Here is a 15,540-nt window from a genome sequence, read left to right as displayed (position 1 = left end):
CCCCCACGGAGGTCCCTCACACCCCCTGCGCCTCGACGGAGCTCGGCTGAGCTCCCCCGACTCCCCGCGGTCATCACATGTCCGCGATCCGCCGACGGAAGGCCTCGCTGGCCTCCCCGTCCTCGCGCCGGACCTCGGTGCTGATCACGCCCCCGTCCAGCAGCAAGGCCCGGTCGACCACGTTCGCGACGACGTCGAGATCGTGGCTCGACAACAGCACCCCTGCCCCACGCTCGACCTCCGCCCGGAGCAGCTCGGCGAGCAGCTCGCGCCCTCCCCGATCGAGGGCCGTGAACGGCTCGTCGAGGATCAGCAGCTCGGGCGCCAGGGCCAGCGCCCGCGCGAGCGCGACCCGCTGGGCCATCCCGCGCGAGAAGGTCCCGACCGGCCGATCGACGACGTCCCCGAGCCCGAGGCGCTCGAGCACCGCGACCGGCTCGGGCGCGCCCGCCGGCCGGGTCGCGCCCGCGAGCTCGACGAAGAGCTCGACGTTCTCGCGCGCGCTCAGCAGCGGGTAGAGCTGCGGGTCGTGGGCCAGCCAGCACAGCCGCGCGCGCAGCTCGAGCCCGACCTCCGCGCGCTCGCTACCCGCGAAGCGCCGCGCGCCCCCGTCGGGCTGACGGAGGCCGACGAGGATCGAGAACAGCGTGGTCTTGCCCGCGCCGTTTTGCCCGAGCAGGCCGACGATCTCGCCCGACCGGACCACCAGCTCGACGCCGCGCAGGACCGCCTTGCGACCGAAGCGGCAGGTCACCCCGTGAAGCTCGGCAGGCAGAATCGAGGCGCTCACGAAGCAGTCCTACTCACCAGCTTCCCCGCGCCAAGGCACGCCCACGCCCACCGTCCGAGGGACGAGCGACCCGCCGCTTGCGGCCGCGCGTGGCAGCGTGCAGGACGGCTGCGGGGAGCATCTAGAGGACCTCGATCTGACGATAGATGCGATCGAGGGTCCGGAGTATCCGCGCCCGCGCCCTCCGGACCTCGGCCGAGTCGACGGGCCGCTGATCGAGGGCGACGAGCTCGGCGACCAGCGCGTCGCGCCGCGCGAGCAGGGCCTCGCGCGCGCCGACGCGCCGCCGCGCGACCATGCTGACCGCGATGCCGAGGAAGGCGAACCCGAGCAGGCCCCAGGCCGTGTAGGGCCACACGCGGCTGCGCGTCGGCAGGCCCTCGACGATGACCGAGACCTCGTTGCCGCCCCAGGTGCCGATCGGACAGGGCTGGCCCGCGCGCCCGAGCAGATCACACACGCCGAGGGCGAAGGGCTGGTAGCCCAGCTCGTAGAGCTCGAGCGCCCCGCCGTCGCGCCCGGCGTGGGGGTTGACCTCGGGCGCGCCCGCGACCCCGTGGGTCACGGCCAGCTCCTCGGGCACGCTGACGAGCGAGGCGTCCTCGACCAGGGGAAAGGGCGTGCTCCACTCGATCTCCAGCGAGCCGTCGTGCTCGAGGCCGACGGCGAAGCTCAGGCGCAGCTCGGCGCCGGGCTCGAGCGGACGATCGAGCTCGACCCAGGGGGTCTCGCCGTCGTGCATCAACCAGGCCTTGGACTCTTCCATGACGTGGAGGCTGCGGGTGTCGGGTGGGCCGTAGATGGTCATCCCGCCCGGGACCCAGAAGGCCTCGTCGCCGTCGACGAACACCGCGTAGTTGAAGCTGACCGCGGCGAAGTCGTTCTCGCGCGGGCTGACGTCGATCTGCAGGGCGCTGCGGACCCGGGTTCGGTCCCCGGTCGGCCGAAACACCCGCAGCATCACGATCGCCCCGGCGTCCTCGGGCATCTCGAACAGGGTGCTCGAGTAGGGCGCGCCCTCGTAGACGACCCGGACCTGCGAGAGCATGTCGACCTCGACGGGGACCTCGTCGATGACCACCATGCCCCCCTCGTCGGTCCGGCCCGTGCGGTTTGCCGAGTCGCCGGTCGCCTCGCTGCTGTGGACGACCACCGCCTGCCCCGCGACCGGGCGATCGAAGGCGTCGACGATGAACACCCGGACCTGGCCGGGATCCAAGGTCTTGTCGACGCGGGGACCGGGCAGCTGGAGGCGGCCCTGCGGCTGCGACGGCGGCTGCTGGGCGGGCTGTTGTTGAGCGACGGCCCCGCGGGTCAGGACGATCGCGTAGGCCGTGTCGCCGAGGGTGAAGCTCTGCGAGCGCTGCGGCGCGCCCTCGGGCTCGAGCACGGCCTCGACGACGATCTGCGCGCCCTCGGGCAGGCGGGTGTCGAGCCCCTCGAACATCGCCCGGCCCTCGGGCCCGGTGGTCAGGACCTCGACGATCGGCTCGGCGCCCTCGACGGTGGCGGTCAGCGTGACCTCGACGTCGGCGATCGGACCGATGCCCCCGCCCTCGGCGTTGGGATCGCTGGCGGAGAGATCGAGGGCCCCGACGATCAAGGTGCCGCGCGGGCGGCCGTCGAGCGGGAAGGGCTGGCCGGGGACCGGGACCGCGCCCTGGCCACCGTGGGGGTCGGCTCCGCCCGGCTGCGCGCCCGGATGCTGGCCCGGACCGGTCGCCGGGGCTGCGCCCTCGCTCGTCGCGACCAGGAGCAGGGCGAAGCCGGCCTGAGGACCCAACACGAACGACTGCGAGCGCAGCTGCTGACCCGCGACGGTCGCCTTGGCGACGACGCTGGCGCCGAAGAACTCGTCGAGGCCGCTGAAGACCGCCCGGCCCTGGTCGGCCGAGGTCGCGGTCCGGGTCTGGGGCCCGGCGGCGGTCGAGATCTCGAGCTCGACCTCGACCCCGAGCGCCGGGTTGGCGAAGCTGCCGTTGAGGCAGCGAACGGTGACCGTGCCCGGGGACAGGTTCGGATCGGGCCGCGGGATGCCCGACATGCTGGCGGGGTCGGGCATGCCCGGGGGCGGGCCGGCCGAGGCCACGCTCGGGGTCACCATCGATCCGCTCGCAGCCAGACCGATCAGGAGGCCGAGCGCGAGGCCGGAGGTCAGCCAAGGCTTCACGAGCTCACCTCGCTCGCGGATTCGGGCGCGGCTTCGGGCGCGGATTTGGGCGCGGCTTCGGGCGCGGCTTCGGGCGGGCGCAGCTTGACGCCGAGGGCCTCGAGGTGGGCGGCGAGCTCCGGGTGGAGCGCGTCGCTGTCGTCGAGCTGGCGCATGACCTCGATCGCCCGCAGCCGGTAGCGACCGCCGACCTCGCGAAAGTCTTCGTCGGACAACTTACCCATGTCGTGATCGAATTCGAGCTCCTTGATCGCGCGGAGCACCCGGCGCTTCTCCTCGCGCAGCTCGGCGAGGGTCGAGCGGTCAGCGCCGAGCTCGGCCTCGACGATCAGGGTCTCGACGGTCGGCCGCGAGAGCGCGACGACCATCGCCCACATCGCGCGCAGGGACCAGATCATGACCACGCAGGCGACCGCGAGCCCGATCGTGGGTCCGTCGATGTCGACGCCGACGCCGAAGCGCAGGCCGAGCAGCAAGACCAGCGCGACGACCAGCGACAACGCCACGAACAGCCAAAACGAGCCGCCGGAGCTCGGCTCCGAGCTGGCCTGGGCGGGGGACTTGGCCTCAGTCATGGAGGGCCCCCTGCTTGCGCCGGGTGCCGATGCAGATCAGCGCGCCGAGGAGCATGACCACGGTCCCGATCCAGACCCAGTTGACCAGCGGGTTGATGAACAGCCGCAGCTGGGTCTTGCCCGTGGTCAGATCCACGGTCTGCATCGAGGCGTAGACGTCCTCGCCGACCGTCATGTAGCGCGAGACCTCGGTCGTCGGCTGATCGGGCAGCTGGAAGTACCACCACCGCGCCGGCCGCAGCACGTCGACGCGCTCGCCGTCGCGCAGGACCCCGAGCTCGGCGGTGATCATCTCTTTTTGCCAGTCTTCGGTTGCGAGCAGGCCGAGGTGCTCGATCTCGTAGTCACCGAGCGCGACGACCTCGCCGGGCACCATGTTGACCTTGCGCTCGATCCCGTAGGCCTTGCCCGCGACGCCGAACATCATCAGGACCACGCCGAGGTGGACGATGTAGCCGCCGTAGCGCCGCCGCGCGCGGACCAGGAGCCGGATCCCGGCGTCGAGCAGCGAGAGCTTGGGGTTGTTGCGCTTGGCGACCTGGATGCCGCGCGAGAACTCCTGGATGATCGTTGCGAGGGTGAACCCGCACAGCCCGAACCCCGACAGGGCCCACACGTGATCGCGCCACGCGGCCCCGAGCGTGGCCGCGCTCGCCGTGGCCCCGAGCTGGTCGAGCCGGAGCCACTCGAGGCCCATCGCAACCAGGGTCGTGATCACGCCGACGATCAGCGGGATCAAGAACTGGCGCTGGAGGCTCTCGGTCGAGCTCCGGCGCCAGGCGAGCAGCGGGCCGACGCCCATCAGCAGCAGCAGCGCGAGCCCGGCCGGGACCATGTAGTGGTTGAAGTGGCTCTCGCGGATCGTGATCCGCTCGTCGAGGAACCACTCGCTGAAGGTCGGCCAGATCGTCGAGCCGAGCACGAAGAAGGCCATCGCCAGGAGCACCCAGTTGTTGAGCAAGAACGCGAACTCGCGGCTCAGCGGGCTCTCGAGCTCGGCGTGCGAGCGCAGCAGCCGCCAGCGCCAGGCGACGGCGCCGAAGCTCGCGACCAGGATGACGATCAAGAAGATGCCAAAGATCCACGCGAGCTGCGGATCCTTGCCGAAGGCGTGGACGCTCTTGACCACGCCCGAGCGGGTCAAGAAGGTGCCGACGATGCTCAGCCAGAAGCTGAAGATGACCAGCGAGATGTTCCAGCGCTTGAGCATCCCGCGGCGCTCCTGGATCATCGTGCTGTGCAAGAACGCGGTGACCGTGAACCAGGGGATCAGGCCCGCGTTCTCGACCGGGTCCCAGGCCCAGTAGCCGCCCCAGCCGAGCTCCTCGTAGGCCCACAGCCCGCCGAGGACCAGGCCCAGGGCCAGGAAGCTCCATGAGAACAAGGTCCAGCGGCGCACGCTCTGCTGCCAGGCCGAGTCGACCTGCCCGGTGATCACCGCGGCCATCCCGAACGCGTAGGGCACGGCCAGCGACACGTAGCCGAGGTACAGGCTCGGCGGGTGGATGATCATGTAGACGTTTTGCAGCAGCGGGTTGAGCCCGCGCGCGTTGCCGGCCATCTCCGGCTCGAGCATGAAGGGCTCGAAGGGGTTCTTGGTGAAGATCAGGACCGCGATGAAGAACAGATCGATCAGCGCGAGGATCCAGACCACGTGGGGGATCATGTCCTCGTGGCGGCGGCGGTTGGCGCGGACGGCGAGGGCCGAGAACACGCTCAGGAGCAGGACCCAAAACAGCAGCGAGCCGTCGAGACCACCCCAAAACGCGGTGATCTTGTAAAACAGCGGCATCGCCGAGTCGCTGGTGTGGTGGACGTACTGGATCGAGAAGTCGTCGGCCAAGAAGGCGTAGATGATCAGCGACGAGGCGAAGGCCGCGAGCGCAGCGATCGCGTAGATGCCCTGGACCGAGGCCTCGACCAGGCGCGCCGACTTGCGGTGGGCGCCGATCATCGCCAGGGCGATCGTCGTCAGACAGATCGCAAACAGGACCAGGAGGGTGAGGGTACCTAGGGTCGCTACGCTCATGGGCTCGGGCTCCTGGGCTCAGGTGCGCTGGGGCGCGCCGGGCTCTTCTTCGTATTTGGAGGGGCACTTGGCGGTCATCTCGCTCGAGCGGATGACCATGCTGTCGGGGTCGAGGTGGCCGGTCAGCACGACCTCGCCGCCCTCGACGAAGGTGTCGGGCAAGAGGTTGTCGTAGACGACCTTGAGCCGCTTGCCCTTGAACTCGATCACGAAGTGGTAGGTGTCGTCGTCGTCGTCCTGGCTCAGCGTGCCCTCGACGACGTTGCCGTGGACCTTGAACTCGCGATCGACGAAGTCCTCGGGGGCCTCGACGACCGTGTCGGCGTAGACGTACTCGAGCACGCCCTCGTCCGGGGACGAGAAGACCAAAAACGCGACCGCGCCAATCACGACCGCGCCGATGCCAATCTGGGTGCCTTTGCTCAGTGCCATGTCGGTCCTCTCGTTCTACCTGGGCGACTCCGCGCCACCCCCGTCCCACCTGTGCGCCATCCTCACAGGAGAATGAGCCCCCTGCCAGGGGGCGAGGATGGAGCGACCGGACGCAGAGCGACCGTGGGTGCCAGAGTCATGGGTGCCTGTGGCGGTCATGGGTTACCCGCCGATGCTGATCATTGCCTTGGTTGGGCCGCCGCTGCCGTCGCGCTCGAATCCGTGGGTGTCGCGCTTGTCGCCGAGCGCGCTGCGGACGACCTGCTCGAGGCGGCCGGGCTCGCCGCTGCGCATGGCGCGGCGAAGATCGCCGGCGTCGTCGCGCGCGAGGCAGGCGTGGAGCTGGCCTGTGGCCGACACGCGGAGGCGGTTGCAGCTGGCGCAGAAATTCTCGGTCATCGCCGCGATCGTGCCGAAGCGGCGGCCGTCGTGGGCGCCGCCGCGGACCACGAAGTACTGCGCCGGTCCGTAGGGCCCGTCGGGCTGGGCGCCGAGCTCGATCTTCGCGCCGAGCTCGGCCCCGACGCGCGCGCGGATCGCCGCGGCGGGCATCAGCTCGCCGGGCACGAACAGCCGGCCCCCGGCCATCGGCATGAGCTCGATGAAGCGCGGCGTCGCGCCGTGGGCCCAGGCGAAGCGGCACAGCGCGCCGAGCTCGTCGTCGTTGAACCCGCGCACGGCCACGGTGTTGAGCTTGAGCGGGAGCGCGGCCGCGCGCGCGGCCTCGATCCCGGCGAGGACCTGGGCGAGGCGGTCGCGCCGAGTGATCGACGCGAAGCGGGCGGGGTCGAGGCTGTCGAGGCTCACGGTCAGGGCCGAGAGTCCCGCCGCCGCGAGCGGGGCGGCGAAGCGCTCGAGCAGCTCGCCGTTGGTCGTCATCACGACCTCGAGCGGGCGGCCGCTGGCGCTCCTGCGCTGGCTGAGCTGCTCGACCAGCCAGACGAGGCCGCGGCGCAAGGTTGGCTCGCCGCCGGTCAGGCGCACGCGCTCGACCCCCCAGGCCGCGAAGGACTCGACCACGCGCACGACCTCCTCGAGGCTGAGGATCTCGCTGCGCGGCACGTGCTCGATGCCCTCGGACGGCATGCAGTAGGTGCAGCGCATGCTGCACCTGTCGGTCAGCGAGACCCGCAGATACCGAACCCTACGCGCGAGCCGGTCGACGAGCACGGGCTCGCCGAAGCTCGCGCTCCGTCCGACGAGATCCGTGCGTAGCTGAACGAGGCTCAAGCTCGTGCTCCGGTCGACAAAATGCCCGAAAAATCGGCGCGCCCCTTTGTTGAGCGCCGCATTTCGTGACCACAGCTTGCCACAGCGGTGAACACCGTGCACCCACACGCAGCCCGCCCTCTAGGGGAGGTGAGCCGGCGTTGGCCACGCACCCGCGACCCTGCGCCGCACCCAAAGCCAAACACGAGACCGGACCCACCAAACACAAAGAGCCCGGCACAGGGCCGGGCTCTTCGCTGGTGCAGGAGTTGGGGCGCTCAGTGCCCGCCGCCGCCCGCGGCCGCCGGCTTGAGCCCGGCCGCCTTCATCGCGGCGGCGCTCTCGGCCGCCTCGGCGCTGTCCTCGACGGTGCGCTTGTACTTGATGCCGGCCTCTTCGTTGAGCTCGTCGGTCGAGCTCATGTCGAACAAGGTGAGCGTGAAGAAGATAGCGACGAACAAGAGGGTCACCGCAAACACGAACCCGTAGAAGCGATCCTCATATTTGAGGTGCATGAAGAACAAGGCCACGAGCGCGCCCTTGGTCCCCGCGATGATCATCGCGACCGGCAAGCTCGCGGGGCCGAGCCCGGCGAACGAGACCACGTAGGTCAAGATCGTCAGGATCAACAGCGCGACGAACACCGCCGTGAATTCCCAGACCGGGCTGACGTGGTGGTGGTCCTCGTGGGGGTTCTCGACCGGCTTCCCGTTGAGGTAGACCGAGTTTTGGGTGGAGTCTGCGTGCGCCATGACTGCCTCACTTCACCAGGTAAAGGAGCGGAAAGAGGAAGATCCAGACCAGGTCGACGATGTGCCAGTAGATCCCGGCGTTCTCGACCGCGACGTAGTTCTCCGAGTTGAATTCGTGGCGCCGCGCGCGGATGTAGATCCACGAGAGCACCCCGATCCCAACGATCACGTGGACGCCGTGGAGCCCCGTCATCGTGAAGTAGATGCCGTAAAACACGCGCGAGTACTTCGGCAGCATGTAGCCGTGCTCGAGCGCGCTGAACCACGCCCCGGGCAAGAGGCCGTGCTCAATCTTCGTCGTGTACTCGAAGTACTTGACGATCATGAAGATGAACGCGCACGCAATGGTCACCAGCAAGTTGCGCTTGAGCGCCTTGTTGTTGTTGGTCTGCGCGGCCCGGACCCCGAGCGCCATCGTGAACGATGAGGTCAGGAGCACGACGGTGTTGACGCCACCGGCGGTCTTGTTGAGCTCCTCCGAGGCGACCAGGACCATCTCCGGGTAGAGGTCGCGGAGGATGAAGTAGGCCAGGAACAGGCCGCTGAACATCAACACCTCGGTGCAGGCGAATAGCCACATGCCCAGCTTGGCCGAGCTCATCTGCTGCCCGACGGTGTCGAAGTGGTGAGCGAGGAACCAGGGCCGGTCCTCGTGTTCTTGTGCATTGCTGCTCATGTACGTGGCTCCGTACGCATGTCAGTGCTTGCCCGACTTGTCGATCTCCGGGAAGTCATAGGGGCTACCCGTGACCTGCGGAGTCGCATGAAAGTTGTGCTCGATCGGCGGGCTCGCGGTGCGCCACTCGAGCGAGACCGCGGCCCAGGGATTGGCCGTTGCCCGCTCACCCGATTTGATCGCGTGGATCAGCGTGAACAGGACCAGGAACAGACCACACGCGAGGATCCAGGCGCCGACCGTCGAGACCTGGTGCATGACCTCGTACTCGGGCAGGTAGGCGTAGTAGCGCCGCGGCATGCCCTGGTGACCGAGGAAGAACTGGGTCAGGAAGGTCGTGTTGAACCCGATGAACACGAGCAGGGCCGAGATCTTGCCCGCGGTCTCGTTGTACATGCGCCCGAACATCTTGGGCCACCAGTGGTACAGCCCGCCGAGGAAGGCGACGACCGTGCCGCCGACCATCACGTAGTGGAAGTGCGCGACCACGAAGTAGGTGTCGTGGAGGTGGACGTTGACCGAGAGGGTGCCGAGGTAGACCCCGGTCAGCCCGCCGATCGTGAAGGTCCACAGGAACACGATCGCGTACCACATCGGCGTCGTGTACCGGATCGAGCCGCCGTAGAGCGTCGCAACCCAGGAGAACACCTTGATCGCCGTGGGCACCGCGACCGCGAAGGTCAGGAACGAGAACACGATGCCGGCGAGCTCGGACTGCCCCGACACGAACAGGTGGTGCCCCCACACGAAGAACGAGATGACCGCGATCGCAACCGAGGAGATCGCAATCGCCCGGTAGCCGAAGATGTGCTTGCGGCTGTGGACGGTGATCAGCTCCGAGATGATCCCGAAGCCTGGCAGGATCATGATGTAGACGGCCGGGTGGCTGTAGAACCAGAAGAAGTGCTGGTACAGGGCCGGGTCGCCGCCCATCGCGGGGTCGAAGATGCCGACGCTGAGGGTCCGCTCGATGACCAGCAAGAACAGCGTGATAGCGAGGACCGGGGTCGCCATGATCTGGATCAGGGCGGTCGCGTAGAGCGCCCAGATCATCAGCGGCATGCGGTTCCAGGTCATGCCCGGGGCCCGCATCTTGTGGGTCGTGACCACGAAGTTGACGCCGGTCAGGATTGACGAGAACCCAGCCACGAACGCGCCCATCGTCGCCATGATCACGGCCGTACCCGTGGACTTCGAGTAGGGCGTGTAGAAGGTCCAGCCGGTGTCGAGCGAGCCGAGCACCAGGGTCAGGATCAACATGACCGCGGCGATGCAGTAGACATAGAAGCTCAGGAGGTTGAGCTTCGGAAACGCGACGTCCTTGGCCCCGAGCATCAGCGGCAACACGAAGTTGCCGATCCCCGCGGGGACCGAGGGGATGATGAACAAGAACACCATGATCGCGCCATGCAGCGTGAAGACCTTGTTGTAGGTCGCCGCTGACATGAAGTCCTGCTGCCCGGTGAACAGCTCGGTCCGCAGCGCGATCGCTAGCAGACCCGCCACCAGGAAGAAGAACATGGTGGCCACCAAGTACATGAGGCCGATGCGCTTGTGGTCGACGGTGACCAACCAAGACATCACGCCGCGACTGGCGGTCAGGTAGCTCTTCTCCGGCGCCACGCCCTCGGCGTGGCCGTCGCCATCGGTGGTTACGGGCTTCTCGGTCTTGGTGGCCACGACGTCGGTGCTGGCCGAATCTTCGGCCTTCTCGTCGGTCTTCTTGCTGTCGTCAGACATGCTCTTTCTCCCGACTCTCGGTCACTTGAGCGACTTGATGTACGCGATGAGCGCGTTCATCTGTTCGTCGTTGATCTGCCCGGCGAAGGACGGCATCTGCGGGGTGAACCCGGCGACGACCTTGGCGTTGGGCTGGTAAATCGACTCGCGGAGGTAGTTCTCGTCGACGGTCAGGCTGCTGCCGTCGGTCATGCTCTCGGTCTTGCCAAACAGGCCACCGAAGCCGGGGCCGACTTTGACGCTCGCGTCGGGGTTGTGACACGAGTTGCAGGCCATCGCCTTGTAGACCTTCTCACCGAAGGCCTCGATGGTCTCGCCCGCGCCCTGCTCGAGCGTGGTCGCGGCCCGGACCTCGGCCTCGTAGTCCTCGGGCGGCACGACCTTGACGACCGCGAGCATCGAGGAGTGCTCGTCGCCGCAGTACTCGGTGCAAAACAGCGGGAAGGTGCCCTCTTCGATGGCCGTGAACCACACGAAGGCGTAGCGCCCCGGGACCACGTCCTTCTTGACCCGGAAGGCCGGGATGTAGAGCGAGTGGATGACGTCCTTGCTCGACATCAGGAGCCGAACCGGCTGGCCCTTGGGCACGACCAGCAGCGGCGCGATCTCACCGTCGAGGACCTCGGTCGTCGAGGCCGCGGACCGACCGGGGTATTCGATCGTCCACTTCCACTTCTCGGCCGTGATCGAGATGTCGATCGCGTCAGCTGGCGGCGCGCTCAGCTTGACGAAGTCGATCTCGCCCTGAATGAAGAACAACATCAGGAACACGGCCGGGATCGCGCTCCATGCGAACTCGAGCCTGCCGTTGTGGGTCAGCGGCGAGGTCCGATCCTCGTCGGAGCGCTTCTTGTACTTCCACATGAAGTAGAACATCGCGCCGATGACCAGGACGAACGAGATGCCGCACACGATCGTCAAGGCCAGGTAGAGCCAATCGAGCGAGGCCGCGTGGTTCGAGGCGGTCGGAAGCAACTCCCAGGGGGAGTCCGACATCGAGGGGGTGCCGAGTTTCTCGGGAGGAATGAAAGTAGCGATCACGCTCGTGCCTCCAGCTGGCTGATCTTGTTCCGCCGACGACGCTCACGCCGCCAGACGAGGACCAGGGGAATGCCGACGATGAGGATCATGAATGCGCCTCCGAGGCGCATGATCCCCATCGCAAAAGGTCCATACTCCCCCGACGACGCGTCGTAGTGGAAGCAGGACAGAATTAGCTTGTCGACGGGGCTGCCGACGCGCCCCTCGGCCGCCTCCATCAGCGCGAACTTGATGTCGCTGGGCTGATACTCGAGGCCGTAGAGGTAGCGGGCGACTTTGCCCTCGGGGGAGATGAACATCAAAACCGCCGGGTGGGCGTACTGATCTTGCTCGGCGTCGTAGGCGTAGCCGATGCCGAGCTGCGCCGCGAGCATGTGGATCTGCAGCGCGTCGCCGGTCAGGAAGTTCCAGTCAAAGTCGTCACCGACGTTGAGCGCCTCGAGGTGCGAGGCCCGCTTGTCGGCCGCGAGCCGCGCGTCCTCGCGCGGATCGATGCTCACCGTGACGATGCGGTACTGCTCGCCGGGCCGCCAATCGAAGCGATCGAGCGTCCGGGTCAGGCCGTTGAGCTGGAGGCTGCACAGGGTCGGGCAGCGGAAGTAGTTGAGGGTCAGCAGCACCGGCCGCTCACCGTCGAAGTAGTCGCCGAGCTTCACCTCTTCGCCGTTGTGATCGACGAAGGCCAGGTCCTTGTCGAGGAACCCGCCGAGCATCTCGTCGACGCCGATCTCGTTGGCCTCCGGCGACAGCAGCTTGTCTGACCGGGCGTCGCCGAGCTGGGCCCCCTCGCCGCGTCGGCCCGGGGCCGCGTGCGCATCCATCGTGAAGGTCAACAGACCTCCAACGAGGAGCCCCATGAGGAGCCGGGATGCTTTGCGGTGCAGGTTCATGACGCGGTTCGCGGACGGGTAGGTGGAGCTTGGCGGGGCGAGATCACTCGCCGTCGGGCTCAGCCTCGGGCTTGGGCTCGGGCTCCGTGGGCTTGGGCTTGCCAGGCTCCTCGGCCACGGGCTTTTGGGGCTTGTCAGCCTCCTCGGCCGCGGGCTCGGGTGTCTTGGCGGGCTTGGCGGGCTCGGCCGCCTCGGCGTCCTCGCCTTCGGCGTCCTCGCCTTCGGGGGCCTCGCCTTCCACGGCGGGATCCGCGACAGGCTCAGGCTCAGGCTCGACCTCTTGCTCTTGCGCGGGCGCCTCGGCGGGCGCGGCCGGATCCGCGGTCCCACCGACGAGGTCGTCGGGGTGGATCCAGCCCGAGGGGGGCGGCGGCGCAGCGAGCAGGGCCGGGTTGGCGGCGATGTCCTGGGCGACCTGGTCGAGACCCTCGAGGTCCTTGGCCATCTTGCCCTGGTACTGCTGCAGCTGGAACGAGCCTTCGACCGCGTGACGGTTATCGAGCTCCCGCCGCTGACTGTAAAACCACTGAACGACAGCGATGCAGGCCAGGAGCGTCAGCCCCGTGAGCCCAAACAGCAAGCGAAACAGCAGCTTGGTGTTGACCGCGTCGAGCTCGTGGCCGCCGGGATCGTGATGTCCATGATCTGACATGTTCGCAGCTCCCTCTCGGCTAGAAGTTCTCGTGGTTGAGCGACTCTTCGAGCCGCGGGTCCTTGATCGCCACCAGCTTGCTGGTTGTCAGCGACCAGCCAAACAGGGCCAGGAACAACCCGGTGAAGCCGATGAAGAAGCCGACATCGGCGCCCGTGAGCGTGATGCTGGTGTGGAAGTACTCGGCGACCTCGGGCGACCCCGCCTTGGCCGCGGCCGAGGCCGCGTGGTGGGCGAAGGGCGGCTGGATGAGCCAGAACATGTCGACGAACTGCATCCCGACCACGAAGAAGGCCATCCAGACCAGGTAGTTGGGGTTGCGCTTCCACCCGCGCCGCAGGAGCAGGAAGAAGGGGAGGATGAAGCGGCCGAAGATCAGCAGCAGGCTCAAGCTCAGCCACTGGCCGTGGGCCCGGTACTGGAACCAGCCGGTCTCCTCGGGGATGTTCGCGTACCAGATCAGGAAGTACTGGCTGAACCCGATGTAGGTCCAAAACACCGTGAACCCGAACATGAACTTGCCGAGGTCATGATAGTGCTCCGGCGTGACCACACCCTTTAGCATCCCGCTGCGCTGCAAGAAGAAGCACACGATGACCAAGAAGGCGTGGAAGGTCAGGGCGATGCCGGCGAAGTAGTAGACGCCGAAGATCGTCGAGAACCAGTGCGGGTCGAGCGACATCATGAAGTCGAAGGCCCCGAAGGTCATCGACATCGCAAAGGCGATCAGGGCGATCGGCGCGAGGAAGCGCTGCTTGTACGACAGGGCGTCGGCGGCCTCGGTCGTCTTGGCCTTGTCCTGGTCGCGCGACCACTTCCAAAACAGCAGCGAGAGGATGCCCCACAGGCCCAAGAACAGGCCGTAGCGAGCCCCGAAGGCGCTCTTGTTGAGGTACGCGGCCTTGGCCTGGAGCATCGGGTCGTGGACCATCTCCTCGACGTGCATCCACTCGAACACCGCCTGACCGGTGTCACCGATCAGCAGCGGGAGCCCGGCGAGGGCGACGAAGGGCAGCGTGAACATCGCGTTCTCCGCCAGGCGCCGCACGACGATCGACCAGTTCGCGCGGACGAGGTGCTGGATGATCACGAAGATCAGCCCGCCGAACCCGAGCGAGAGCGCGAACATGAAGGCGTTGAGGTAGGCCGTCCACTGCTTGGCGTGCCAGAGGTGCTCGTCCTCGGCGAACACACCCCCGGGGCCCGGCGCGAAGAAGCCGACCAAGAACCCGACCACGGCCAGCGCGGCGCCGATCATCGGCAGCTTGGCCCACAGCGTGGACTTGTTGATCTCGATCGTCTTCTCGTCGATGTCCGAGACCTTTTTGTGGTGAGCACTCATCGGGAGCCCTCCTTGTTGGCGGCCGGAGCGACCGCGCCGCTCGGGTCGGGGGCGTCGCTGGCGTCTGCCGCGACGACCGCGCCGGCCCAGTCCTTGTCCTTGCCGTAGATCTGCAGCGCGCGGACCCAAACGGCGATCGCCCAGCGATCCTCGACGGGGATCTGCGCCGCGTAGGGCAGCATGTTGGGCATCTTCCCTTCGGTGATGATCTCGTAGAAGTAGCCCAGCGGCATCGGCAGCAGCCGCTCTTGATGCAAGTTGGCGGGCGCGACCTTGAAGCCGCCGCCGCGCAGGGTCGTGGGACCCTGACCGCGACCGCTGTGGTCGTGGCACGGCGAGCAGTAGATGTCGTAGCGCTCGCGCCCCCGCTCGAGCAGCTCGGCGTCGAGCTCGATGCTCGCGGGCAGCTCGTCAGCGAGGCGGCCGTCGAAGCCGCGGCCGCGCCACAAGAGGTCGTCTTCTTTGAGGAAGCCCCGCGCGACCGTGCCCTCGACGGGCGCACGCATGATCCGGCCGTCCTCGAACATGTCGGTCTTCTCTTGCGCGTCCCACCTGGCCTGGAAGTCCATGTTCCAGATGATGTGGACCGGCGGCTCTTCGGACCGGTTGCCCCAGCAGCCGGTCAAGCTGCCCGCCAAAACGACGAGCGCCAAAGGAGTGATGGTGGCCTTGTTGCGTCGCATCAATCGTCGACCTCCTCGACCGCGACGGCGTCAGTCCCTTCGAGGAGCTTGCGCGTCTTGTCGAGGTCGTACTTGGGGTCGCTGGCCTCGATCGCAATGAAGAAGCGATCGTCCGTCGCGCGCGCGAAGCGAGCGATGTTGAACAGCGGGTGGTAGTACTGAGGCAGCTTGTTCAAGCCCAACATCCCGAACACCGCGCCGAACGCAGAGAACAGAATGCCGAGCTCGAAGGTCACGGGCACGAAGGCCTGAAACGAGAACAGCGGCTTGCCGGCGATGATCAGCGGGTAGGCGATCGTCGCGCTCCACCACTGCAAGAGCATGCCGCTCGCGGCCCCGGTCATGCCGCAGGCGAACACGATCCAGGGCAGGACCGAGGGCTTGATGCCCATGGCCTTGTCGAGGTTGTGCACCGGAAAGGGCGTGTACGAATCCCAGCGCTTGTAGCCGGCGTCGCGGACCTTCTCGCAGGCGTGGAAGATCGCCGCCGCGCTGTCGTACTCGGCCAGGAGGCCGAACTTCTTGGTCTTGGAACCCTTCTTGGACTTGGCCATGACGG

At 67.5% G+C, this 15,540-nt stretch carries 15 protein-coding genes; all 15 read right to left on the bottom strand.

All coding sequences use genetic code 11. The features are described 5' to 3' along the window. Positions 1–73: 73 nt before the first annotated feature. Positions 74–790: a heme ABC exporter ATP-binding protein CcmA gene (gene ccmA, locus ENSA5_RS15440; RefSeq protein WP_106392424.1), complete on the bottom strand. Its 717-nt coding sequence runs from the start codon at positions 788–790 to the stop codon at positions 74–76. Positions 791–911: 121 nt separating this feature from the next. Next, positions 912–2,960, bottom strand: a complete 2,049-nt coding sequence (locus tag ENSA5_RS15435) for an Ig-like domain-containing protein (RefSeq protein ID WP_106392423.1) — start codon at positions 2,958–2,960, stop codon at positions 912–914. Beyond that, positions 2,957–3,535, bottom strand: a complete 579-nt coding sequence (locus ENSA5_RS15430; RefSeq protein WP_106392422.1) for a hypothetical protein — start codon at positions 3,533–3,535, stop codon at positions 2,957–2,959. The genes ENSA5_RS15435 and ENSA5_RS15430 overlap by 4 nt, the downstream gene beginning before the upstream one ends. Then, positions 3,528–5,564, bottom strand: coding sequence for a heme lyase CcmF/NrfE family subunit (locus ENSA5_RS15425; RefSeq protein WP_106392421.1), 2,037 nt, complete (start codon positions 5,562–5,564; stop codon positions 3,528–3,530). Before ENSA5_RS15425 ends, ENSA5_RS15430 begins: the two co-directional genes overlap by 8 nt. Positions 5,565–5,582: 18 nt before the next feature. Beyond that, positions 5,583–5,996 (bottom strand): cytochrome c maturation protein CcmE, encoded by a 414-nt coding sequence (locus tag ENSA5_RS15420; protein WP_106392420.1) that lies wholly within the window; start codon positions 5,994–5,996, stop codon positions 5,583–5,585. Between the two features lie 162 nt (positions 5,997–6,158). Further along, complete coding sequence (gene moaA / locus ENSA5_RS15415) at positions 6,159–7,226, bottom strand: GTP 3',8-cyclase MoaA (RefSeq protein ID WP_181197780.1); 1,068 nt, start codon at positions 7,224–7,226, stop codon at positions 6,159–6,161. Between the two features lie 257 nt (positions 7,227–7,483). After that, the gene (locus ENSA5_RS15410) at positions 7,484–7,957 is read right to left on the bottom strand and encodes a cytochrome C oxidase subunit IV family protein (RefSeq protein WP_106392418.1); all 474 of its coding nucleotides are present in this window, start codon (positions 7,955–7,957) and stop codon (positions 7,484–7,486) included. 7 nt (positions 7,958–7,964) lie between these two features. Next, a complete protein-coding gene (locus ENSA5_RS15405; protein WP_106392417.1) occupies positions 7,965–8,633 on the bottom strand; it encodes a cytochrome c oxidase subunit 3 family protein in 669 nt (222 codons plus the stop codon). Between the two features lie 21 nt (positions 8,634–8,654). Beyond that, positions 8,655–10,373, bottom strand: coding sequence for a cytochrome c oxidase subunit I (gene ctaD / locus ENSA5_RS15400; RefSeq protein WP_308726550.1), 1,719 nt, complete (start codon positions 10,371–10,373; stop codon positions 8,655–8,657). A gap of 21 nt (positions 10,374–10,394) precedes the next feature. Continuing rightward, complete coding sequence (coxB, locus tag ENSA5_RS15395; RefSeq protein ID WP_106392416.1) at positions 10,395–11,369, bottom strand: cytochrome c oxidase subunit II; 975 nt, start codon at positions 11,367–11,369, stop codon at positions 10,395–10,397. Between the two features lie 41 nt (positions 11,370–11,410). Continuing rightward, the gene (locus tag ENSA5_RS15390) at positions 11,411–12,271 is read right to left on the bottom strand and encodes an SCO family protein (RefSeq protein ID WP_106392415.1); all 861 of its coding nucleotides are present in this window, start codon (positions 12,269–12,271) and stop codon (positions 11,411–11,413) included. A 76-nt stretch (positions 12,272–12,347) separates the two neighbouring features. Beyond that, the gene (locus tag ENSA5_RS15385) at positions 12,348–12,956 is read right to left on the bottom strand and encodes a hypothetical protein (RefSeq protein WP_106392414.1); all 609 of its coding nucleotides are present in this window, start codon (positions 12,954–12,956) and stop codon (positions 12,348–12,350) included. A 19-nt stretch (positions 12,957–12,975) separates the two neighbouring features. Next, a complete protein-coding gene (locus tag ENSA5_RS15380; RefSeq protein WP_106392413.1) occupies positions 12,976–14,298 on the bottom strand; it encodes a quinol:cytochrome C oxidoreductase in 1,323 nt (440 codons plus the stop codon). Then, positions 14,295–14,981, bottom strand: coding sequence for a c-type cytochrome (locus ENSA5_RS15375; protein ID WP_106392412.1), 687 nt, complete (start codon positions 14,979–14,981; stop codon positions 14,295–14,297). Before ENSA5_RS15375 ends, ENSA5_RS15380 begins: the two co-directional genes overlap by 4 nt. Further along, a complete protein-coding gene (locus ENSA5_RS15370) occupies positions 14,981–15,535 on the bottom strand; it encodes a DUF3341 domain-containing protein (protein WP_106392411.1) in 555 nt (184 codons plus the stop codon). Before ENSA5_RS15370 ends, ENSA5_RS15375 begins: the two co-directional genes overlap by 1 nt. Positions 15,536–15,540 lie beyond the last annotated feature (5 nt).

Origin of the sequence: Enhygromyxa salina, assembly GCF_002994615.1 — a bacterium.
In the GTDB taxonomy this organism is placed as follows: domain Bacteria; phylum Myxococcota_A; class Polyangia; order Nannocystales; family Nannocystaceae; genus Plesiocystis; species Plesiocystis salina_A.
The sequence above is the reverse complement of the archived record's forward strand: the minus strand, read 5'-3'. Positions and strand labels throughout refer to the sequence as shown.